Source organism: Streptomyces sp. NPDC031064 (genome assembly GCF_055570965.1).
Genome location: NZ_JBVIGF010000001.1, coordinates 1,456,349 through 1,478,037 on the forward strand (window position 1 = coordinate 1,456,349; position 21,689 = coordinate 1,478,037).

The following is a 21,689-nucleotide window of genomic DNA, read 5'->3' on the forward strand; positions in this document are numbered from 1 at the left end:
TCGAAACCGTACGGGGGAGTTCAGGCATGGCCGCGCGCAACCGAGACAGAATCGTCCACTTCTACGAGATTGCCGACGCCGACGCCCCGGCGCACTCCCGCCTCCCGCACCGCGACTGGGCTCAGCGGATCCGCGCGCTGTGCAGCCAGCCGCCCCCGCAGCGCACCGCACGCTCGGGGGACGACATCCTGATCGGCGCCGTGGACCCCCACCAGACCGCCCCGCACCTGCTCCTCGCCAAGGGTCGCCAGGACGTGCCGCAGCTCATCGACCACGTCGACGGCACGATCAGCCGTCTCCAACTCGCTGCCGACAAGGAGCTGGTGGACGTCACGACGGTGTACTTCCTGCCCTTCGGCAACGTCATCGCCACCATGGCCGGCGGAATCTCGGCACCCCGAGCCCAAGCCATCAGGCGTTGGCTCAACGATGTGCGTGTCGTCCCCGACGTGCGCAACATCGAGCTGCGACCGGTGGTCAACGCCCGCTCCCGGGAGAAGCTCCAGCACGCCGTGGCCATCGAGAGGCTCAACGTACGGATCGCTCCTGAGCCGTACGACAGTCCCACCGCCCTGCGCGCCAGCTCCGACCTCGGCACCGCCCTCAGCCGTCTACACGAGGACAACCCGGATATGGTGATCACCCTGACCCTGGAAGTGCCGAAGAAGTCCCGCGCCCTCACGCCTCGCCGCCGCGCCCGCGGGCACAACCGGCTCCTCGACTCCACCCGTGTGTTCGCCAACGACGTCGAGGACTGGCTGGACAACTCGGACATCGTCGACGCCGCCGCCGCCCGCGCCCGCATGGAGGCGTGGCACAGCGAGGCCGATGACGAGAAGATCGACTTCGTCAGCGAGCGCATCACCGCGAAATGTGTCGTGCCGTTCTCCTCCAGCGACGGCCACGCCATCGACCTCCAAGTGGCCCTGAACAAGCTGGAGCGGGTCTCCCATGAGCACGAAAGAGTACTGCGGGCCGCTGTCAGTGCCGACATCTAGCCTGGAAGACAGCTAGGGCGAAAGCCCTGTGGGGGCGGCACGGGGAGGGGCGGGAATGCCTAGTCTGGTGGAGACAACACGTGGAGTGCTGCACCGATGGCGATCACGGCCAGCAGCGGACTGGGGGCTCACCGCGCTCATCCTGGGTGCGCATGGTCTGCTGGTTGCACTGACCGGACGCGGCGACATCCTCGGCGCGCCCGACCGTGCACAGCGCCTGCAGATCTACACGACGGGCGCCACCGTCGTAGCCTTGGTCGGCAGCTTCGTCACAGCGGCAATTTCGCAGTACGCAGCTTCTACGGGGAGGCGTATGCGGACGCTGCGCACTGCCGCGCCATTGGCATCCCAATTCCGGCGGAACTGGGTCAGTATTCTCTCGGCGACCCTCTTGGTCTCGGGTGTCTGCCTATTGGCTACAGCGTTGGACACCACGGCGGCCGATCCCGGCGGCGTCCACTGGATGGTGGAGGCAGCGCTTCTGCTTGGGGTAACTCGGTCGTATCGGCTGCTCTGGCTTTTCAACGCGGTGATCAAGGCCACGGACCGGGATCTGGCAGATAGGCCGGAGCCTCAACAACGGACGTGACGCGCAGGAAGCAGCCGCACAGCCACTGATCGATGACCCGCCAGTGACGCCAGCGAGTGTTGAGCAGGGCGGCCTGGCTCGTCAGGTAATTACGCTTGGCGATGTTGAATGCCTTCCGGGCCGGCTCGGCGTAGAGCCGTGCCGCCGTCACGAAGACGCCGTCTCGCTCCTGGAGGTAGGCCGCCGCCGCGGCGTGACGGGGGTGGTGAGGTCGTCCAGCCCCGACGATGGGCAAAACTCTGTGGCGTCGCTGCTGGACGCAGTGCGATGGGCCTGGTCGGCTTCCTGGATGTGATCAGCCTGCACCATGTGGGAATTTCACATCGGGGAGAGAAACGGTCGACGGGTCGGGGGTCGACCGCTGGCCCGGAGATGCGTCGTGACCCCACCCCCCACCCTTGGGCAGTTCGTCGCTGCGTGTGCTGGCGGCGAAGAGGACCGGCAAGTGGTCGCTGCGGCTCTCTTTGCCTGGGGCCTCGTCGCGACGGTCACGGAAATCACACCCAGCGCATGCCTTGATCAGCAGCCGGCACTGGTCATCGTCGAGCTCCTCCACGACCCTGTGGTCAAGCTGCGGCGGCTTGAGACTCACGAGCTGATCGACAGCGATCTCGCCCTCCTCGGCGGGCCACACGGAGAGCGGCGCACGGCCAGCTGCCGCGACCGCGCCGTGGAAGCCTCTGCTCTTCCGTCCAGCAAGGCCGAGACGAAGGCGTTCACGGTCGGCCGGTCGAGGACCGGAGGGCGATCCGCCTCACCGCGCCATTGCAGGAACGCCCGGACTCCGTCGCCATAGGTCTTCCGCCCCTGCACGCTCTTCCGCTCGGCGGTGAGATGAAGCAGCCAAGAGTCAAGAAGCGACGCTATGTCCAGACTTGCACTTATGTCACTAGCATATGACTTCACGCGCGAAATATGGGGTAGGAGCGCTGCGCTCCGACGAAAAAGGCCCTGACCTGCGCATGAGTACAGGCCAGGGCCTTGATCGCGATCGACTTCTAGTCGAGGTAGTCGCGCAGCACCTGCGAGCGCGACGGGTGGCGCAGCTTCGACATGGTCTTGGACTCGATCTGACGGATCCGCTCACGGGTCACGCCGTAGACCTTGCCGATCTCGTCGAGCGTCTTCGGCTGGCCGTCGGTCAGGCCGAAGCGCATGGAGACCACGCCGGCCTCACGCTCGGAGAGCGTGTCGAGCACCGAGTGGAGCTGCTCCTGGAGGAGCGTGAAGCTGACCGCGTCGGCCGGAACGACCGCCTCGGAGTCCTCGATGAGGTCACCGAACTCGCTGTCGCCGTCCTCGCCCAGCGGGGTGTGCAGCGAGATGGGCTCGCGGCCGTACTTCTGGACCTCGATGACCTTCTCGGGGGTCATGTCGAGCTCCTTGGCCAGCTCCTCCGGGGTGGGCTCGCGGCCCAGGTCCTGGAGCATCTGGCGCTGCACGCGCGCGAGCTTGTTGATGACCTCGACCATGTGCACCGGGATACGGATGGTGCGGGCCTGGTCGGCCATGGCGCGGGTGATCGCCTGACGGATCCACCAGGTGGCGTACGTGGAGAACTTGTAGCCCTTGGTGTAGTCGAACTTCTCGACCGCGCGGATCAGACCCAGGTTGCCCTCCTGGATCAGGTCCAGGAAGAGCATGCCGCGGCCGGTGTAGCGCTTGGCCAGGGAGACCACGAGGCGGAGGTTGGCCTCCAGCAGGTGGTTCTTGGCGCGGCGGCCGTCCTCGGCGATGATCTCCAGCTCGCGCTTGAGCTTCGGGGCCAGCTTGTCGGAGTTCGCCAGCTTGTCCTCGGCGAACAGACCGGCCTCGATGCGCTTGGCGAGCTCGACCTCCTGCTCGGCGTTGAGGAGGGGGACCTTGCCGATCTGCTTCAGGTAGTCCTTGACCGGGTCGGCCGTGGCACCGGCGACGGCGACCTGCTGCGCGGGCGCGTCGTCCTCGTCCTCGTCCGAGAGCACGAAGCCCTTGTTCTCGCCCTCGGCCTCCTCGTCCTCACCCTTGCCGGGCGCGACGTCCTCAAGCAGCTCCTCGCCCTCGAGGACCTCGTCGGCGTCCTTCTTTGCCGTGGTCTTCTTGGCGGTGGTCTTCTTCGCGGCGGTCTTCTTCACCGCCGTCTTCTTGGCGGCGGTCTTCTTGGCTGCCGCCTTCTTGGCAGGGGTACCGGCCTCGTCGGCCGGCGCGTCCGCGCTCTGGGCCGCCGGAGCCGCGGCGGCCGCGACGGACTTCGTCACGGTCGTCTTGGCGGTGACGGTCTTGGTGGCGGTGCGCTTTGCCGGGCTCTTCGCTGCGACGCTCTTGCGGGTGCGCTTCGGCGACTCCGCTGCACTGACCATCAGCGTCACACCCTCTTCCTCGAGGATCTGATTGAGGCTGCGCAGAACATTCTTCCACTGGGTTGGCGGAATCTGGTCAGCCTCGAAGGCCCGACGCACGTCATCGCCGGCGATCTGCCCATCAGCCTTTCCCCGCTCGATGAGCGCCATCACAGACTCGGACTCGGCGATCTCCGGCGGGAGCGTACGGGATGTGCTGGCCGACACGAACAACCTCTCGGAACGATGGAAACGGCTTCCGGCCCCGCCCATGATCGGGCCGGAGCCGACGACCGTCGGCTGGGGATGTGCCGACGACGCGGGCTGAACCTCGGAGGTGCACAGCGCCATGAACGGCGGCTGTATTCCCTCCTCGGCTGTCACCTCTTAGGTCATCGCAGGGCGTCGAGGAGCGTTACGCCCAATCCGCGTGGCCCGAGTCACACCCCGTATGCATCCAAATACCCCCAGAACCGGAGGTCACCCCCTATCGTGCCGCCGAATCCCTCTCTTCCCTCGGGTGTACGGGCTCGGCCGTGCCGCGGTTCAGGCGCGCCGGGCCCCTCGGGTGGTCCCTGGGGCCCGGCGACACACGCCGCGTACGCGAAGGCGGACACACCGTGTGACCCACGGCGCCGGACGGCCTGCCGCTGTGGCCGGCTCAGTACTGGAGCGGCTCAGTGCTGGAGCAACTCAGCGTGCGAGCGGCTCAGCGTGCGAGCGGCTCAGTGCTCGGGCCGCTCAATGCTGGAGCGGCTCAGTGCTCGCGGGGGGCGGGGACGACCCGCTCCACCTCAGGGTGCACCGTCAGCAGTTGGCGCATGGCTGCCTCGGCGGCCGGGCCGTCACCCGTGGCCAGGGCGTCGACGATGCGCGCGTGGTGGGCGAGGCAGGGCTCGCTGGGGCGGTCACAGCTGATGGCGGGGGCGCCGGAGACCTGGAGGGCGGCGGAGACGATGCCGGAGAGGTGCTCCAGCATCCGGTTGCCGGCGAGCTGGATCAGCAGGCTGTGGAACTCCGCGTCCGCGCGCGAGAAGGTGATCGCGTCACCCTGGGCGAAGGCGTGGCCCATGATCTCGACCATGTCGCCGAGCCGCTGCTGGACGTCCTCGCGGCCGTGACCGGCGGCGAGGCGGGCCGCGAGGGGCTCGATCGTCCACCGCAGCTCGCTGAGCTCCCGGCGCTGGTCCTCACGCTGGGGGCCGAAGGCGCGCCACTCGATGATGTCCGGATCGAGGAGGTTCCAGTCGCTCACCGGACGGACGCGGGTGCCGACGTTGGGGCGGGCGCTGACCAGCCCCTTGGCCTCGAGGACGCGCAGCGACTCGCGCACGACGGTACGGGAGACCTCGAAGCGCTGGCCGATCTCCTCGGGTACGAGCGGCCGGTCGGCGCCCAGGTCGCCGGAGACGATCATCTGGCCGAGCTGCTGGACGAGTTGGCCGTGCAGTCCACGGCCGCGGCTGCCGGCCGTCCGCCGGCCCACCCGGCCCAACTCCGTGTCGGCGCCCTCCCAGGCGGGAGGCCCGACGCGGTCGGCGACGGGGGCCTCCGTGTAGGGGTAGCGGTCCAGTCCGCCCGGGGCCGTGAGGCCGGTCTCCACGGGGCGGGCGGCGGTCATCATGGTGTGCGCAAGGGTACTCACGCATCCTTTGTCGGCGCGGCTTCCACGACCCTTGAGGTCTTTGGTGAAAAGCACACGAAAGGGTGATCGGCGCTCGCTCTTCAATTGACGCCTTATCGGAAGGAACCGGGCAATTTCCAAGGGAGTTGTGACCGTTTGGAGCGCTTTGGTCACCGCTCGGTCACCAACGAGCTCTCCGCCGCAGCCCGGTGAACAGATAAGCGCACGCCAGAGCCGTGAGTGACAACACCAGTGCCGCGCCCACCGGTTGGGCGACCAGTCGCGCCGCCGCCAGCAGCAGGCGGTCGATCTCGTACGGCCACTGCGTCCAGGCCAGTTCGCGCAACCTGGCGGGGAGACCCGCGATCGAACGGACGGACGGGCCCACCAGCGTCTTCTGCACGAGCTGTACGAGCGGGGCGATGAGGACCGGCACGGCGAGCACGGCGGCGATTCCGGCGGCGGTCGCCCGGAAGAGCCCGGCCGCGAGCAGCCCGGCCCAGGCGCAGCCCACCGAGAGCCCGGCCCAACCGGCACAGAGCGCCGGCCAGTTTTCCGGTACGGGGATCACGTCGCCGCCGTACACGAGGCGCAGCGCCCCGAGGTCGGCGAAGGCGACGAGGAGGGCGAGCAGCAGGGCGGTGACGGCGGTGACGGTGAGCTTGGCGAGGAGCAGCCCGAGGCGGCGCGGGACGGTGCCACGGCCGGAGGAGAGGACGGGGTGGCGGTACTCGTCTCCGAAGGACAGCGCGCCCAGCAGACCGGCGCCCAGGGCGGCGGGCGGCAGCGGCAGGAGCCCCGGCCAGGCGGCCAGGGCGGTGGGGAGGGGGGTGCCGCCGGAACGGGCGAGGAATACGGCGAGGACGGTGGACGCGACGAGGACCGCGACGGCGGTCATGGGCGTGACGGGCACCCCGAGGAGTCGGCGCACCTCGTACCGGAACGGGCGGAGCGGGCTGCGTACGGGCTTGGGCGCGAGCGGGGGCGCCGGCTGGGGCGACGGGCCGCCGGTGTTCGGCCCGGGGCGGGGCGCCGGTTCGGGGGGTGCGTCGGCGTGGGCGGGGGCCGGGGTGGGGGGTGCGGTGGGTTCGGGGATTGCGACGGGTGCGGGGGCGGGGGCCGGGGTGGGGGCGGAGGGGTCTGCCGCCGGGGACGGGGCGGGGGCGGGGCCAGTGTCGCCGGTTTCGTCGGCGAGTTGGTGGAGGAGGACGCCGTGGCGGAAGGCGGTCTCGCCGATCTCGGCGCAGTCACTGCCGTACACGCACAGCCGGTTGCCTTCCTCGGCGACCACTTCGACGGAGCGCTGAGCGGCGCGCGCCTCGCGGCTGACGACGGCGGCGAGTCGGGCGGCGTGTGGCGTGCGGACGGCGACACGGGGGCGCAGCCGGGTGCGGGCGAAGGCGGCGGCGTCCTGGTCGGCGACCAGCCGCCCTTGGTGGATGGTGACGACGTGGTCGGCCGTGCGGGCGGCTTCCTTGGGGTCGGCGGTGGTGTAGAGCACGGTGCCGCCGTGGGCGGCGTGGGCGCGCAGCAGGCCGAACAGCCAACTGTGCTCGCGGGGTGACAGTCCGGCGGCGGGTTCGTCGAGCAGGAGGGTGTGCGGGTCGCCCAACAGGGCGGCGGCGAGGGCCAGTCGGCGTTCCATGCCGAGGGAGAGGGCACCGAGCCGCTGGTCGCGCAGACCGGCGAGGCCGACGATGTCGAGCATGTCGTCGGCCCGGGAGGCGGGCACCCCGGCGGCCGCGCAGAGCATCCGGAGTTGGCCTCGGCAGGTCCGCCCGGGGTGGCCGGGTACGTCGCCGAGGAGTACGCCGACCTCGCGGGCGGGGTGGGCGATGCGGTGCAGGGGGCGGCCACGGAAGTAGGTGACTCCTCGGCCCGCTTCGAGCTCGAGCATCATGCGCAGGGCGGTGGTCTTGCCCGCGCCGGTGGCGCCGAGCAGTGCGGTGACACCGCCGGGCCGGGCCTCGAAGGTCAGATCGTCCACGGCGGGCGGACGGTCTCGGCGGGGGGTGCTGGTCAGTCCGATTGCCTGGAGCATCGCTTCTCCCGCGGTAGAGGAAACCGCTCGGCGGCAGGGCGGGTACCGCAGCAAGATAACGCGATATTTCGGACTTTTTGCGCAGGGTTGAGGGTGGCGCCCGTGGTGTCAGACCTCGGGGCGCAGCATCGGGGGGTTGAGCAGGGTCGCGCCGCCGGCTCTGAAGAGCTGGGCGGGACGGCCGCCCTGACGGGTCGTCGTGCCGCCGGAGGGCACCAGGAATCCCGGCGTACCGGTCACTTTGCGGTGGAAGTTGCGCGGGTCGAGGGCGACTCCCCACACCGCCTCGTAGACCCGGCGCAGCTCACCGACCGTGAACTCGGGCGGGCAGAAGGCAGTGGCCAGCGACGAGTACTCGATCTTGGAACGGGCACGCTCCACTCCGTCGGCCAGGATCCGCGCGTGGTCGAAGGCGAGCGGCGCCGGCTGCTCGCCCTCCCTGCCGAAACCGCCCTCCTGGTCGAGCAGCTCGTCCACGGGCGCCCAGCGGGCGCTGTTGGCGTCGCCGCCCGCCCGTGGTGCGGGCAGGTCGGGCGCGAGTACCAGGTAGGCGACGCTGACGACGCGCATACGGGGGTCCCGCTTGGGATCTCCGTACGTGGCGAGCTGTTCGAGGTGGGCGCCATTGCCGGCTTCGGGGAGCGGGGTGCCCGGATCGTGCGCGCACAGGCCCGTCTCCTCGCCCAGCTCGCGTGCCGCGGCGGCGCCCAGGTCCTCGTCGGGCCGCACGAACCCGCCCGGCAGGGCCCAGCGTCCCTGGAACGGCGGCTCTCCGCGCCGTACCACCAGTGCGCACAGCGCATGGCGGCGAACCGTGAGCACCACCAGGTCGACAGTCACGGCGAAGGGCGGAAAGGCCGACGGGTCGTAGGGCGACATGCGGCGATCATAGTCGTCTTCCTGACGATAAACACGTCCCCCGGCGTCCCCGGCAGTCACTTCTTCCTCTCCCATGACGGCCCGTTCCTCCCCGATGACGGCCGGCGCGCCGCCCTGTCCGCCTTCGTGATCGAATCGGACGCGCACCGGGTCACACCCCGAGCTGAAGACCGGGGGCGGCCTCCTCGACCATGCCCAGCCCCAGCCTGCTGACCCGTACGGCGAACGGCTCACCCGCGACGCACAGCCCGGAAAGCCGGATCGCGCCCAGAGGGGCACCGCGCATGGGGTGCAGGGAGACCGTGCCCGCCGGTACGTCGGGGCGGATCCCGGCCACGGTGGTGAGCAGGTGGACGCCGGCGGCCGACGCGATGGCGGCGGGGCGGCACGCTGCGGGGTGCGGCACGGGGAGGCTGTCGGTGGTGCGCTGGTCGCCCGCGTACATCTCGGGGAGCCGGTACGCGAAGGCCTCGGCCGCGTCGAGCAGGCCGCGCAGCAGGGAGGTCGCCTCCTTGTCGTACCCCGCGGCGGCCAGCCCGGATACCGCGACGGCCGTCTCATGGACCCGGACCGCGCCGGAGCGGTGGCCGAAGGGGTTGTGCCCCGGCTCCTTGGCACCCAGGCCCCGCAGGCCCCAGCCGGTGTCCATGGCCGGGCTCCCGAGCAGCCGGGCCAACTGCTCGGTCTGCACCTTGTCGAGCAGGCCCTCGGCGAAGGCGCCGCCACCGAGGAGTCCGGTGTCGAGGAGGTGCGCGGCGCAGCCTCCCAGGTGCGGCAGCGGGCGGCCCCCGGGTGTGCGCGCGGCGGCGGGGCGGCCTCCCGTGCGGTCGTCGAGCCAGAACTCCTCCCGGAACCGGTGGCGCAGGGCATGGGCCCAGTCGCGCCAGTGGTCCGCGCCGGGACGGCCGCAGGCCTCCAGGAGGTCGGCCCCGAGGAGGGCGGCCCGGTGGGCGTGGGCCTGCGTCTCGGCGCGCTGGAGCCCGACGGGCCCCGGCTCGCACAGCAGGCCGCTCTCGTCGGCGGCGGTGCGCAGCCAGTGCAGGCACCGCTCGGCGGCCGGGAGCAGTTGTGCCAGGTCCTGCTCGGGCAGCCCCCAGCGCCGGGCCTCTGCCAGGACGACCGGGAAGGCGAGGGTCGCCTCGGTGCCGGTGCAGCTCGGCGGCAGGTGCGGGCCACTGTCGCGGAGCGGCCCGGGGATGCGTCCGGCACCGGGGCCGGTGAGCTGGGCGCGGGCGAGGGTGCGCAGCGTGGTGGCGGCGAGCTGGGTGCCGAGCGGCAGGGCCATGCGGGCGGCCCACAGCGCCTCCGCCGGGGCGGGGCCGCAGCGCCAGGGCACGCCCGCGGCGGGGTGGAGGTCGGCCGGGTGGGCCGGGTCGCGCACCAGGAGGGCCCGTAGATCGCCGAGGCCCGCCCGGAGCAGCTTCTCCACGCGCGGATCGTCACCCTCGGCGCGGGCGTCGGGAAGGCTGTGGCGTGCCGTCCGGCCGCCCCCGGGCCGTGCGGTGCGCGCGGATCCTGACCGCACGTCGATGGTGATGGTGCGAGCCGCGCCCGGCCCGAGCTCCAGCTCCCAGCGCAGCAGCCCGGCGGAGGCGAGGGTGTCCTTGGGTGGCGGGTCGACGGTGACGGTCGCACAGCCACCGTCGGGCGCCGACCAGCGCAGCCCCGAGCCGTGGACGGTCGGGCGCGGTTCGGGACAGGGCCGGCCGGAGGCGATGGCGCCCAGGTCCGCGAGGTCGGTGCCCAGGGCGATCTCGACGGGGAGCCGGAGGGGGCGGCCCACCGAGCTGCGGAAGGTGATTCGCTCGGTGCCGTCCGCCTCCCTGGACCGTTCCACCACGATGCCGGGATCGGGTCCGGGGTCCGCGGCGGTGCGCACCACCGCGACGAACCGGGCGCGGTCGGCGGAGAGCATCCGGCCCTGCACGGTGACCGGCTCCCGGCCGGCCACGCGGAGGTGGCAGCGGGAGAGGACCCGGCGGCCCGAGTGGTAGACGCCTTCGAGGCCCTGGCCGGTGAGCTGACCGTGCTGCGCCGAGACGGCGAAGGAGGGCAGGGCGACGCAGATGAGGGCATCGTGCACGGGCGGCAGCTCACCGGGCGGCCGCCCCGGACCCGGGAGTGCGAGTCCGGCGGACGGCTGTCGGGACGGCGGGCTGGGGTGCCGGGACGGAACAGTGAGGTCCATGGGTGGTGTGCTGAGCCTTCTGTGCGCTCCGGACAGTCGCTGGAGGTACGACGGAACGGGTCGGGCGACTCCGCCACAGAGGGGAACGGCGCCACCCCGGTCCCGGTCACGGCCGTCATCGCCCGCTCCTGCTCCCGCGCCCTCCGCTGCGACGCGCCACCCGGCCACGGGCACGGGCCGCGGCCCCGTGCGGCCCGTCCGCTTCGGGACGCGGACCGGAGCCGCCCTTCCCGGCGGCCGGCAGCCGCACCGGCCGCGGCCTCATACGCCGGCCGGCCGTACGCGCGCCCGACACCGCCCGGACACCGGACCGGGAGCCCGCGCCGGAACCGGCCCGGGCACCGGCTTCGGGCCGTCCACCGGATGCCGCCCGGGCACCGGACCCGGACTCTCCGCCGGACGCCGCCGGGGCACCGGCATCGGCCCGTGTGTCGGCGGCGGCGCGCGCGTCGCGCTCCTGGCGGAGGCACCGGCGCAGCGACTCGGGGTCGAGGCCTTCGTTGCAGGCCTGGTGCAGGAGCCTGGCGAAGACGTACTCGGGGTCGACCTCCAGCGCGAGCCCCAGCGCCACCCGGGCGGCGGGCTCGTCTCCGGTCGACCAGGCGACCCAGCCGGCGAGGGTCAGTGGCGCGGCGGAGTGCTCGACGTAGGCCCCCACGCAGCGGCGGGACAGTGCCCGCCAGAGCCGCAGGGCCGGGGCCGCCTCCTCCCCCTCCATCCACTCCGCCACCCTGTCCCTGGTCTCCCGGTCCTGGAGCCCGAGAATGACCGCGGCCGCCTCGTCATGACCGATCAGCGCGTCGTCCTGGGCGTCGGCCGCCGCCGAGTCCATGATCCGCGGGCCGTCCGCAAGGCGCTTCGCAAGCTGTTCCGCCAGCCGGACGGTCTCCTCGCGCACCGCGTCACGGCCGTCCTGGTCGAGGATTCTGGGCACCAGGGCGGCGCCGGTGGAGTCGAGCGCCTGAAGCTGCTCGGCGGCCGCCGCCTTCTCGTACCGCCACGGCCGCAGCCGCGCCTCCATGTCCCGCAGCGAACCGCGTACCTGGATGCCGGCGTAGGCCGCGGCGGCCGCCATCACCGACGTACCGGGCAGGGCCAGCGGATTGCCCTCGGGCGGGCAGCAGCGGGTGTCGGGGCAGCAGTAGGACCAGAAGCGGCCGTCGGAGATGCAGAGCGCCTCGTACACCGGGACGTCGAGGGTGCCGCAGGCGGTGCGCAGGCGCTGGGCGAGCGGACGCAGGCGCTCCATGACGCGGCGGCCGGTCTCGCCCTCGGCCGGGTCCTGGCACAGGAACACCACGATGCCGTCGGGCCGGGAGCCGCGCCGCTCGCATCCCTCGATGAGACATTCGGCGAGCTGCTCGGCGACGGGCGGCCACTCCCGGGGTGAGCGCGGGATGCCGAGCCTGAGTCGGCCGCCGAACCGGCCCCGGTCGCCGTGGAGCGCGACCATCACGATCGAGTCGGTGGGGTGATAGCCCATCATGTACGGCAGCGCGTCGGCCAGTTCGGCCGGGCCGCGCAGGGTGATCTGCTGCTGGTCGTCGGCGGGTCCGGTGGTGTCGTGATGCTTGTTCATGGTCACGACGGTCCCGCGATCGACGTCGGCCGTCGACCCCTGTGGATAACCGTGGGTCACTGAGCAACGCCGCTGTCCACAGGCCCGACGGTTCGCTCGCGCGGCGGGGTGCCGGGCTGGTATAGGCGCGCGGCGCGACGCGTCGTGCGCGGCTCGGCCGACGCTCGGCCGCTGGTTCGCCAGTTGTCAGACCCGTGCTGTTGCATGGGGGCATGGAGCACACGAGCAACGCAGGACCCAGCACTCTTCGCGCAGCCGCCGATGCCGTGCTCGCCCGGCTCGTCGGGGACGGCAGCGGTGCCGCACGGCTGCGGGAGGACCAGTGGCGTGCGATCGAGGCGCTGGTCGCCGACAAGCGGCGGGCGCTCGTGGTGCAGCGCACCGGCTGGGGCAAGTCGGCCGTGTACTTCGTCGCGACCTCACTGCTGCGGGAGCGGGGAAGCGGTCCGACCGTGATCGTCTCGCCGTTGCTGGCGCTCATGCGTAACCAGGTGGAGGCGGCGGCCCGGGCCGGTATCCACGCCCGGACGATCAATTCCTCCAACACCGAGGAATGGGAGACGATCCAGCAGGAGGTGGCCGCGGGCACGGTGGACGTGCTGCTCGTCAGCCCCGAACGGCTCAACAACCCCGACTTCCGGGATCAGGTCCTGCCACGGCTCGCCGCCGCCACCGGGCTGCTGGTGGTCGACGAGGCGCACTGCATCTCCGACTGGGGCCATGACTTCCGGCCCGACTACCGGCGGCTGCGCACCATGCTCGCCGAGCTGCCGCCCGGCGTTCCCGTCCTGGCCACGACCGCGACGGCCAACGCGCGGGTGACGGCGGACGTCGCGGAGCAGCTCGGCACCGGGGCGGGCACCGACGCGCTCGTCCTGCGCGGCCCGCTGGACCGGGAGAGCCTGAGCCTGGGGGTGCTCCAGTTGCCGGACGCGGCACACCGCCTGGCCTGGCTGGCCGACCACCTCGGGGAGCTGCCGGGCTCGGGGATCATCTACACGCTCACGGTCGCGGCGGCCGAGGAGGTGACCGCCCACCTCCGCCAGTGCGGCCACACCGTGGCCTCGTACACGGGCCGCACGGAGAACGCGGACCGCCAGCAGGCAGAGGAGGACCTGCTGGCCAACCGGGTCAAGGCGCTGGTGGCCACGTCGGCCCTCGGCATGGGGTTCGACAAGCCGGACCTGGGTTTCGTCGTGCATCTCGGTTCGCCCTCCTCCCCCATCGCGTACTACCAGCAGGTGGGCCGGGCCGGGCGCGGTGTGGACCACGCGGAGGTGCTGCTGCTGCCCGGCAAGGAGGACGAGGCGATCTGGCAGTACTTCGCCTCGGTCGCCTTCCCGCCGGAGGAGCAGGTGCGCCGGACGCTCGACGTGCTGGCGCACGCGGACCGGCCGCTGTCGCTGCCGGCCCTGGAGCCACTGGTCGAGCTGCGCCGCACCCGCCTGGAGACGATGCTCAAGGTGCTCGACGTCGACGGCGCGGTACGCCGGGTGAAGGGCGGCTGGACCGCCACGGGGCAGCCCTGGTCGTACGACTCCGAGCGGTACGCGTGGGTGGCGCGGCAGCGGGAGGCCGAGCAGCGGGCGATGCGTGACTACGCGTCGGCGACCGGCTGCCGGATGGAGTTCCTGCGGCGGCAGCTCGACGACGAGGAGGCCGCTCCGTGCGGGCGCTGCGACAACTGCGCGGGGCCCCGGTTCGACGCCAAGGTGTCGGCGGCGGCGCTGGACGCGGCGCGCGGCGAACTGGGGCGCCCCGGTGTGGAGGTCGAGCCGCGCAAGATGTGGCCGACCGGGCTGCCGGCGGCCGGGGTCGACCTCAAGGGCCGTATCCCCGCCGGTGAGCAGTCCTTCCCCGGGCGGGCGCTCGGGCGGCTCTCCGACATCGGCTGGGGCAACCGGCTGCGCCCGATGCTGGCGCCCTCGGCGGCCGACGGGCCCGTACCGGACGACGTGGTGAGCGCCGTGGTCCACGTCCTGGCCGACTGGGCGAAGGGCCCGGGCGGTTGGGCGTCCGGGGCGCCGGACGCCCCGCCCCGGCCGGTCGGGGTCGTCACGGTCGCCTCGCGCACCAGGCCGCTGCTGGTGGGCTCGCTGGGCCGGCGTATCGCCGAGGTGGGCAGGATGCCGCTGCTCGGCACCGTCGAGTACGTACCGGAGGCCGCGGACGCCCGGATCTCCCGGACCAACAGTGCCCAGCGGGTACTGGGGCTGCACCGGGCGCTGACCGTTCCGCCCGCGCTGGCCGAGGAGTTGGCCGCGGCCGGTGGCCCCGTGCTGCTGGTTGACGACCTGTCGGACAGCGGCTGGACACTCGCGGTGGCGGCGCGGCTGCTGCGCCGGGCAGGAGCAGAGGGGGTGTTTCCGCTGGTCCTCGCCGTTCAGGGCTGACGCCACGCGTCAGCCCGGGATTGACTGGGAAGGATATGAGTGCCATACCAGCCCATTCCAGGCAGCAGCCCCAATTGCTCGTTGCCGCTTGCCCGTTCCGCCAGCAAGAATTGGAATCCGCTCCCCGCACGGCCCGTTCGCGGTCCAGAAGGGCTGTGCCGGTGCGTCCCTCACTCGACCCTGCCCGCTCTGTGGGCGCGTATGCGAAGGGAGGACCGTGACCTTCGGATTCGCTTCGTCCGCAGCCACCTCGATCAGCACGCCCGCCGACTCCGCCAGCCGCCTGGCCCGGATGCTCGAACCCGCCGAGTGGGCTGCGGCCGGCATCCCGCTGCTGCGCAACCCGCGCGAGGTCGTCAGCGGCCTGCACGCCCGCCACCGGCCGACGCCCTCCACCGCTGTCGTCGCCGTCCTCGACCACGAGGAGCGGCTGACCGCCAGCGCCTCCTTCGCGCGCCGCGCCGTGCCCACTGACGGCTGGGAGTTCCGCAACGCCCTGCTCGCGCACCTCCGCAGGGTCATACCGCACGACCTGCGGCGCCGGACTCCGGTGCGCACCGCCGTCCTGCTCTACTGCCGTGACGGCGACGAGCGGTGGACGGAGGAGGACGGCGCCTGGATGTGGGGCCTGCGGGACGCCTGCACGCTGCACGGGCTGCGCTGCGGGGCGTACATCACGCTGACCCGTAGCGGCTGGCAGGTACTCGGCGAGGGCCGCGGCGGCCGTCGCCCGCACTCGGGCTCGACGCCCGGCGACCTGGCGGACGCCTCGGCGGACGAACCCCTGCCGGCGCCGCGTACCGCGAGCGGTGCGGCGGAGCCACTGCGTCGTACGGCGGCCCGCTGACGCGGACGCAGGCCGTCGCCGCACAGGCGACGTCCCACACTGAACGGCTGCTGTCGAGACCGACGGCCATGGACACGACCCGGTGCCACGGCAGGCCACAGCGGCTGCCGGGCCCCGTCGGCGGCCGGTCACCACGACCGGCGGTCCGCCAACCCAGCGCGCCACGGAACGCCCGCCCCGACCGCTCACGGGGCGCCTGTGGTCGGTCACCGCCTGGCCGGGCGCACCCGTGATCCATCACCGCCGGCCGGGCACCCGGACCGGCCCTCCATGGGCAGTCACCGCCGACAAGGCGCTGGGACCGGTCAGGCCACGGGACCGCGCCGGGTTCGTGGCCCGGCACCAGCCCGGCACGTCCCGGTGCACGGCACACCGCCGTGCCCAGCCGTCGGCGCGACCGAGCAGCCCGGCGTCCGCCCGGCCACGCGCCCGACCAGGCGGCGCCGGCGCTCGGGGCGCCGTGCCGGGCCTGGCTGGGTGGGGCGGGACGGATCAGACGCCCGCGCCGAGCACGGAGTTGATCCGCTGCGGGTCGCCGCAGACGATCAGCAGGGCGCTCGCCCGGGACATCGCCGCCGGGAGGGCGCGGGCAGCCGCGTCGTCGCCGCCGCCGTTGACCGCGACGACGACCACGGGGCGGGCCGAGGCGCGCTCGACGGCGGCCGCGTCCGCGAAGAACACGTCGTCGCGGGCGTCGTGCTGGGCCCAGTAGGCGGCGTCGCCGAAGGACAGCTCGTGGGTCGCCCACGGGTGCTGGTCACCGGTGGTCAGGACGAGGATGTCGCCCGGCGCTCGGCCGGTTTCGAGCAGCAGGTCGACCGCCTCTTCGGCGGCGTCGAGGGCGCCGTCCGTGGGAGCGGGGATCAACTGGATCTGCGGTTGGGTCTGCGACGGCGACCGCGGCGCGGAACGATTCTCCGGCCGGGACGTCGGCGACTGCGCCGCGCCGGTGTGCTGGCGGGGCGTCGCCGGAGGGGTCGGCCGGGCCGGGCCGGGGCCCGGGCGGCCGGGACGCGGCGAGGCCGCGGAACGCGGACCGGGTACGGGTCGGGGGGTCGACGCGGGGCGGCCGGCGGCCGGAGTGGCGCGGGGACCCTGGGCACTCTCGTGAATCTGAGGCTCCTCGGGGATGAGAGGCATAACTGGATGTCTATCAAACGCCGGTGCGAGTGGCACCGGCGGGTGGCGCATACATGCGACGTGTACCGGTGAGGCGTACACGCGCTGCTTACATGCGGCCTGCTGTTGGGCGGGGCGCTGCCAGGCGTTCAGAAATCGAAGCCGAGTTGGCCCCCGCTTTCCAGTTCGGCCGCCTCCGCGGAGACGCGGACCTTCTTGAGGTGCCGCCACTGGGGCAGCGCGTCGAGGTACGCCCAGCTCAGCCGGTGGTACGGCGTGGGGCCCCACTCCCGGAGCGCCGCCTTGTGCACCGGCGACGGATAACCGGCGTTGTCCCCGAACCCGAAGAGGGCGTACTGGGCGGACTCCGCCGCCAGCTCGGCCATCATCGCGTCCCGCCGCACCTTGGCGATCACCGAGGCGGCCGCGACCGCGATACAGGACTGGTCGCCCTTGATCACCGTACGGACCTGCCAGGGTTGCCCCAGGTAGTCGTGCTTGCCGTCCAGGATGATCGCGTCCGGGCGCACCGGGAGGGCGTCCAGGGCGCGGATGGCGGCCAGCCGCAGTGCCGCGGTCATCCCGAGCTCGTCGATCTCCTCCGGAGAGGCATGCCCGAGGGCGTGCGAGGTGACCCACTTCTCCAGTTCCTCGGCCAGTTCGGCACGGCGCTTGGGGCTGATGAGCTTGGAATCGGTCAGTCCGGCGGGTGGCCGGCGCAGTCCGGTGACGGCGGCACAGACCGTGACGGGACCGGCCCACGCTCCGCGTCCGACCTCATCGACTCCGGCGATGATCTTGGCGCCGGTGGTCGCTCTGATCGAGCGCTCGACGGTGTGGGTGGGTGGTTCGTACGGCATGGCGCCAGACAGGTTACGCCGCCCGCCCCCGCCCGCGATACCCGGATTGCGATCCGGCCCCTGGAGCCCCGCCGCGCCTCCGGCCGCGCCAACCACCGCCCCCTGACGGCGGCGGCCGTGGCACCGATGTGCCCCGCCACTCCCCCACCGCCGACCCACCGCCGACCCACCGCCGACCTACTGCCGCCCTACTGCCGCCGCACCGCGACCTCACCGCTCCTTCACCCGGCCGGAGGCCGGAGGAGCGGAATCATGACCCGATCGATCATCTCCGCCACATCGGCATCGGTCCATTCGCTGCCGCACATCTTGGACCGGTACATCATCAGGGCCGGCACCACGTCGACGACCATGTCGTCGGACGCGTCGGCCCGGACGTCGCCGCGCTGGATTCCACGGCGCACGGCGTCCCAGATGAGACGGGTGGAGGGGTCGATCACTCCGTCGCGGATCAACCCACGGAACCGCTCGGCCGTCACGCTGTCGCATTCGTGAATCACCGAGCGGAGGGCGGAGCCGGGCTTGGAGTACATCGCGTCACGCAACCGGAGGCAGAGCCGGTACAGGTCCTCGCGGACGCTGCCATGGTCGGCCGCCTCGTCGAACGTCGGCAGCCCGGCCTGGAGCGCGTCGGCGACCAGGTCCTCCTTCGAGGGCCAGCGACGGTAGACGGCGGCCTTGCCGGTCTGGGCCCTGGCCGCGACACCTTCCATGGTCAGCCCGTTCCAGCCGACCGTACTCAACTGCTCCAGGGCGGCGTCGAGGATCGCCCGCTCCAGTACGGCACCCCGGCGCCGCAAGGACACCGGTCGCGGCCGAGCGGCGGCCGACGAGTCCGTAGTAACCATCAGCAACTCTCCATAGGTGCAGCGCCATTGGGGACCGGCAGCGGACAGTGAACGGTTGCGTTCACTGACGGGGACTCACTACCGTTGACGAGACAGTGAACGGATACGTTCACTAACTCACTCATGGGGGATCCATAGTGACAACCTCTCCTTCCGAGACTTCGGAGGCTTCGGGGACACCGAGCAAGCCGGGCGCCGCCCGCCGGGCGGGGCGGCCCGGCATCGCACTCACCGTCATCGCCGCCTGTCAGTTGATGGTCGTGCTGGACGCGACGATCGTGAACATCGCGCTTCCCCACATCCAGGACGCGCTCTCCTTCTCGACCACCGACCTCTCCTGGGTGCTCAGCGCGTACACCCTCACGTTCGGTGGTCTACTGCTGCTCGGCGGCCGGGCGGGCGACATCCTGGGGCGCCGCCGGGTCTTCCTGACCGGCATCCTCGTCTTCACCTTCGCCTCCCTCCTGGGCGGATTCGCCCAGGAGCCGTGGCAGTTGCTCGCCGCACGCGCGCTTCAGGGTGTGGGCGGGGCGATAGCCTCGCCGACCTCGCTCGCCCTCATCACCACGACGTTCCCCGAAGGGCCCGAGCGGAACCGGGCGTTCGGGGTGTTCGCCGCCGTGTCGGCGGGAGGCGGCGCGATCGGGCTGCTGGCCGGCGGGATGCTCACCGAGTGGCTCGACTGGCGCTGGGTGCTCTTCGTCAACGTACCCATCGGTGTGCTGATCGCCGTCCTCACGCCCCTCTACATCAACGAGTCGGAACGCCACCCCGGCCGCTTCGACGTCGCGGGCGCGCTCACCTCGACGCTCGGCATGGCGTCCCTCGTGTACGGGTTCATCCGCGCGTCCGAGGAGGGCTGGCGCGACTCGCTCACCATCGGGGCCTTCGGCGCGGCCCTCGTACTGCTCGCGGCCTTCGGGGTCGTCGAGTCGAGGGCGCGCGAGCCCATCACGCCGCTCAGGATGTTCGCCGACCGGAACCGGTCGGGTACGTACCTGATCATGCTGAGCCTGGCGGCCGCCATGTTCGGCATGTTCTTCTTCATCGTGCTGTTCGTGCAGAACGTGCTCGGCTACACCCCGATCGAGTCCGGGCTCGCCTTCCTCCCCGTGACGGTGGCGATCATCACGGGAGCGGGGCTCTCGCAACGACTCCTTCCTGTGCTGGGGCCGAAGCCCTTCATGGTGACCGGTTCGGCGATCACCGGCGTGGGGCTCCTCTGGCAGACGTTCATCTCGCCGGACAGCTCGTACGTGGGCGGGGTCCTCGGTCCAATGCTGCTGTTCGGCTTCGGCATGGGGCTGAACTTCGTGACGTTGACGCTGACGGCCGTCTCCGGTGTCGCGCCGCACGAGGCGGGCGCGGCCTCCGGTCTGCTCAACGCGACACAGCAGGTCGGTGGTTCCCTCGGGCTGTCCATCCTGGTGACGGTTTTCGGCACGGCGAGCCGGGAAGAGGCCGAGAGGCAGGTCCCGGCCTTCCTCGCTCAGGCCACTCCCCAGCAGCGGGAACAGTTCGCCACAACACACGAACTGCCCCCGCCGTGGGGTCATGACGTGCTGACGGCAGGGATCTCGTCGGCCTTCACGGCCGCCGTGAGCATGGTCGTCGTATCCCTGCTGACCGCGTTGATCGTGATCCGGGTCCGCAAGAGCGACCTGGAGGCGCTCAACGGCACATCGGACGCGCCCGGACCGGTCGTCCACTGACCGGGCGTCCAGTAGTCGTACTCGACCAGCCCGCCTAGTAGTCGTAGCCGTCGTACTCGTCGAACTCGTCGAACTCGTCGCCGATGTCGTTGCGCTGCGGCGTGCACGTGTAGCCATCGACCGAGATACCGCGCTCGTCGAGAATGCCCCGGGCGCGGGTCTCGCCCCGGCTGACCGCGTACCAGGGCGTCTCGTCGTCCTCCAGGTTGCTCGCGATCTCCCTCAGCGCGCACGAACGCAGGGGCTCGGGCAGCCTGTCGAGCGCGGGCACGGCGTCCGCCGAGAGGCCGTCCAGATAACCGACGTCGATCTTGCCGGTCCTCTCGTAGCGCTGGACGTTCCGTTCCGCGATGAGCCCGTCCGGCGACACCAGCCCGAAGACCAGGACGCCGGCCGCCGCGCTCACCGCGATGGCGCGCGGCAGGCGCAGTCGGTGTGCGCCGACGATTCCGGCTGCCATGATCAGGACGAGTACGAGACCGAGCCAGAGTTCCATGGCGGCGACCGACACCCTCAGCCGGGTGAGGCCGTAGGCGTCGACGTACAGGTCCATCCGGCGCAGCGCGGAGGCCACTACCACCAGGGTGAGCAGGCAGAGCGTACCGAGGACGGACCGGACCAGGGTGCGGTCGCGGGCGCCGTCGCGGGGAGCCCAGCGAAGGGCCAGGCCGATGACGACGAGCGTGAGCAGGGTGGCCCAGAGGAGCTGCCAGAAGCCCTGGCGCGCGTACTCGGCGTAGGTGAGGCCCGTCTGGCTCAGCACCTTCTCGTACCCGCCGAAGAGCACGGTGAGCTGGACGGCGTTGAAGGCGGCGAAGAGCAGGTTGAGCACGATGAGCGGAAGCGCCCATTCCAGGCGGGCTCGCGGTCGGCCCGGGCGGACCTTGAGGCTGTCCCACCGCAGCGGCGCGGCGGCCGTGCGGGCGGCGGCGAGCGCACCCACCAGGCCCAGGGCGAACAGCACGAAGCGCCAGGGCCCGTCGGTGACCGACACGTCCGGCGCGAGCGAGCCGATCAGGTCGGCGAAGGCCGCGTCGGCGCCCGCGAACAGCGCGCCGAACACGATCAGCAGGCCCACGGCCACCGCGATCGTACGCAGCACCGGCGCCACCCGGCCCTGTGCGCCGCCCGCCCGATCACGCAGTCCGCGCCAGGCCCAGACCAGGCCCGGGCCGATCGAGTCGAACAGGCCGAAGGGGCCGAAGAGGATGCCGGGCCAGGTACGGCTGCCGTGCAGGGCGAGCGACGCGAGGCCCATGGCGGAGACGACGGCGAGGAAGGTGGGCCAGCCCGCGTCGCGCAGTGCGGGCACCGCCAGCAGGGCGAGGCCGCCCACACCCCAGACCACGGTCCAGGGCCGGATGCGGCGTCCGGCCGCCACGGCCGCGAAGTAGGCGGTGAGGGTGGCCGGTACGGCGACGATCAGGAGGTTCAGGCCGAGTCCGTCGCCGAGCAGGAGCGCGCTGAGGACGGCGGTGGCCAGGGCGGACCAGAGGGCGGCCGCCGGTATCGGGGCGGGCGGGCGCGGGCGTATCCGCGTCAGCCAGCTCTCGGCCGGCGGCAGCGGTCGCAGTCCGGGCTGTGCCATGGCCGGCGCCCAGGGCACCGCTCCCGCGCGGGCCCGGGCACCGGCGTCGATGGGGGCCTTGTGCATGGAGGGCGGGATCGGCGCGGGTGAGCCCGGGGGCGGTGAG

16 protein-coding genes and 1 pseudogene are annotated in these 21,689 nt (G+C 72.2%); 6 read left to right on the forward strand and 11 right to left on the reverse strand.

The annotated features are described in order from the left end of the window. Positions 1-26 precede the first annotated feature (26 nt). Both ACZ46W_RS06115 and ACZ46W_RS06120 read left to right on the forward strand, forming a co-directional pair. Complete coding sequence (locus ACZ46W_RS06115; RefSeq protein WP_468331999.1) at positions 27-998, forward strand: hypothetical protein; 972 nt, start codon at positions 27-29, stop codon at positions 996-998. A 55-nt stretch (positions 999-1,053) separates the two neighbouring features. Continuing rightward, positions 1,054-1,587 carry a hypothetical protein gene (locus ACZ46W_RS06120; RefSeq protein ID WP_468332002.1) on the forward strand — a complete coding sequence of 178 codons (534 nt, stop codon included), beginning with the start codon at positions 1,054-1,056 and terminating at the stop codon, positions 1,585-1,587. A gap of 52 nt (positions 1,588-1,639) precedes the next feature. On the opposite strand, the pseudogene ACZ46W_RS06125 reads toward ACZ46W_RS06120, so the two are convergent. Beyond that, a pseudogene (locus ACZ46W_RS06125) lies at positions 1,640-1,789 on the reverse strand (RNA polymerase subunit sigma-24); the annotation flags it as partial. Positions 1,790-2,585: 796 nt separating this feature from the next. Continuing rightward, entirely contained in the window at positions 2,586-4,133 is a 1,548-nt protein-coding gene (locus ACZ46W_RS06130; RefSeq protein ID WP_468332005.1) for an RNA polymerase sigma factor, read from the reverse strand. Between ACZ46W_RS06130 and ACZ46W_RS06135 the strand changes: the two genes are divergently transcribed. Further along, positions 4,066-4,233, forward strand: coding sequence for a hypothetical protein (locus ACZ46W_RS06135; protein WP_179166852.1), 168 nt, complete (start codon positions 4,066-4,068; stop codon positions 4,231-4,233). The two genes, ACZ46W_RS06130 and ACZ46W_RS06135, sit on opposite strands and share 68 nt — an antisense overlap. Positions 4,234-4,662: 429 nt before the next feature. Here the strand turns inward: ACZ46W_RS06135 and ACZ46W_RS06140 are convergent, their stop codons facing one another. The 5 genes from ACZ46W_RS06140 to ACZ46W_RS06160 form a co-directional block, all read right to left on the reverse strand. Further along, positions 4,663-5,550, reverse strand: a complete 888-nt coding sequence (locus ACZ46W_RS06140; RefSeq protein ID WP_468332008.1) for a FadR/GntR family transcriptional regulator — start codon at positions 5,548-5,550, stop codon at positions 4,663-4,665. Between the two features lie 160 nt (positions 5,551-5,710). Continuing rightward, on the reverse strand, positions 5,711-7,570 hold the full coding sequence (locus ACZ46W_RS06145; protein ID WP_468332011.1) for an ATP-binding cassette domain-containing protein: 1,860 nt from the start codon (positions 7,568-7,570) through the stop codon (positions 5,711-5,713). Between the two features lie 108 nt (positions 7,571-7,678). Further along, positions 7,679-8,449, reverse strand: coding sequence for an NUDIX hydrolase (locus tag ACZ46W_RS06150; protein WP_366129708.1), 771 nt, complete (start codon positions 8,447-8,449; stop codon positions 7,679-7,681). A 151-nt stretch (positions 8,450-8,600) separates the two neighbouring features. Continuing rightward, positions 8,601-10,532, reverse strand: a complete 1,932-nt coding sequence (locus ACZ46W_RS06155; protein WP_468332015.1) for a glycogen debranching N-terminal domain-containing protein — start codon at positions 10,530-10,532, stop codon at positions 8,601-8,603. Between the two features lie 220 nt (positions 10,533-10,752). Then, positions 10,753-12,216 carry a DUF4192 domain-containing protein gene (locus ACZ46W_RS06160; protein ID WP_468332018.1) on the reverse strand — a complete coding sequence of 488 codons (1,464 nt, stop codon included), beginning with the start codon at positions 12,214-12,216 and terminating at the stop codon, positions 10,753-10,755. Between the two features lie 212 nt (positions 12,217-12,428). Between ACZ46W_RS06160 and ACZ46W_RS06165 the strand changes: the two genes are divergently transcribed. Continuing rightward, on the forward strand, positions 12,429-14,609 hold the full coding sequence (locus tag ACZ46W_RS06165; protein WP_468332021.1) for a RecQ family ATP-dependent DNA helicase: 2,181 nt from the start codon (positions 12,429-12,431) through the stop codon (positions 14,607-14,609). A gap of 217 nt (positions 14,610-14,826) precedes the next feature. Then, positions 14,827-15,456 carry a hypothetical protein gene (locus ACZ46W_RS06170; RefSeq protein WP_468332023.1) on the forward strand — a complete coding sequence of 210 codons (630 nt, stop codon included), beginning with the start codon at positions 14,827-14,829 and terminating at the stop codon, positions 15,454-15,456. Between the two features lie 492 nt (positions 15,457-15,948). Here ACZ46W_RS06170 and ACZ46W_RS06175 read toward each other — a convergent pair whose 3' ends face one another. The 3 genes from ACZ46W_RS06175 to ACZ46W_RS06185 all read right to left on the reverse strand — a co-directional run bounded on the left by ACZ46W_RS06175 (position 15,949) and on the right by ACZ46W_RS06185 (position 18,283). Continuing rightward, positions 15,949-16,596 carry a hypothetical protein gene (locus ACZ46W_RS06175; protein ID WP_468332026.1) on the reverse strand — a complete coding sequence of 216 codons (648 nt, stop codon included), beginning with the start codon at positions 16,594-16,596 and terminating at the stop codon, positions 15,949-15,951. Positions 16,597-16,724: 128 nt separating this feature from the next. Continuing rightward, a complete protein-coding gene (locus ACZ46W_RS06180) occupies positions 16,725-17,435 on the reverse strand; it encodes a ribonuclease HII (protein ID WP_366129702.1) in 711 nt (236 codons plus the stop codon). A 221-nt stretch (positions 17,436-17,656) separates the two neighbouring features. Next, positions 17,657-18,283 carry a TetR/AcrR family transcriptional regulator gene (locus tag ACZ46W_RS06185; protein ID WP_468332030.1) on the reverse strand — a complete coding sequence of 209 codons (627 nt, stop codon included), beginning with the start codon at positions 18,281-18,283 and terminating at the stop codon, positions 17,657-17,659. A gap of 137 nt (positions 18,284-18,420) precedes the next feature. Here ACZ46W_RS06185 and ACZ46W_RS06190 point away from each other — a divergent pair, with 137 nt between their 5' ends. Continuing rightward, positions 18,421-19,995 carry an MFS transporter gene (locus ACZ46W_RS06190; protein WP_468332033.1) on the forward strand — a complete coding sequence of 525 codons (1,575 nt, stop codon included), beginning with the start codon at positions 18,421-18,423 and terminating at the stop codon, positions 19,993-19,995. A gap of 34 nt (positions 19,996-20,029) precedes the next feature. Here ACZ46W_RS06190 and ACZ46W_RS06195 read toward each other — a convergent pair whose 3' ends face one another. Then, positions 20,030-21,649, reverse strand: coding sequence for a DUF4153 domain-containing protein (locus tag ACZ46W_RS06195; RefSeq protein WP_468332036.1), 1,620 nt, complete (start codon positions 21,647-21,649; stop codon positions 20,030-20,032). Positions 21,650-21,689 lie beyond the last annotated feature (40 nt).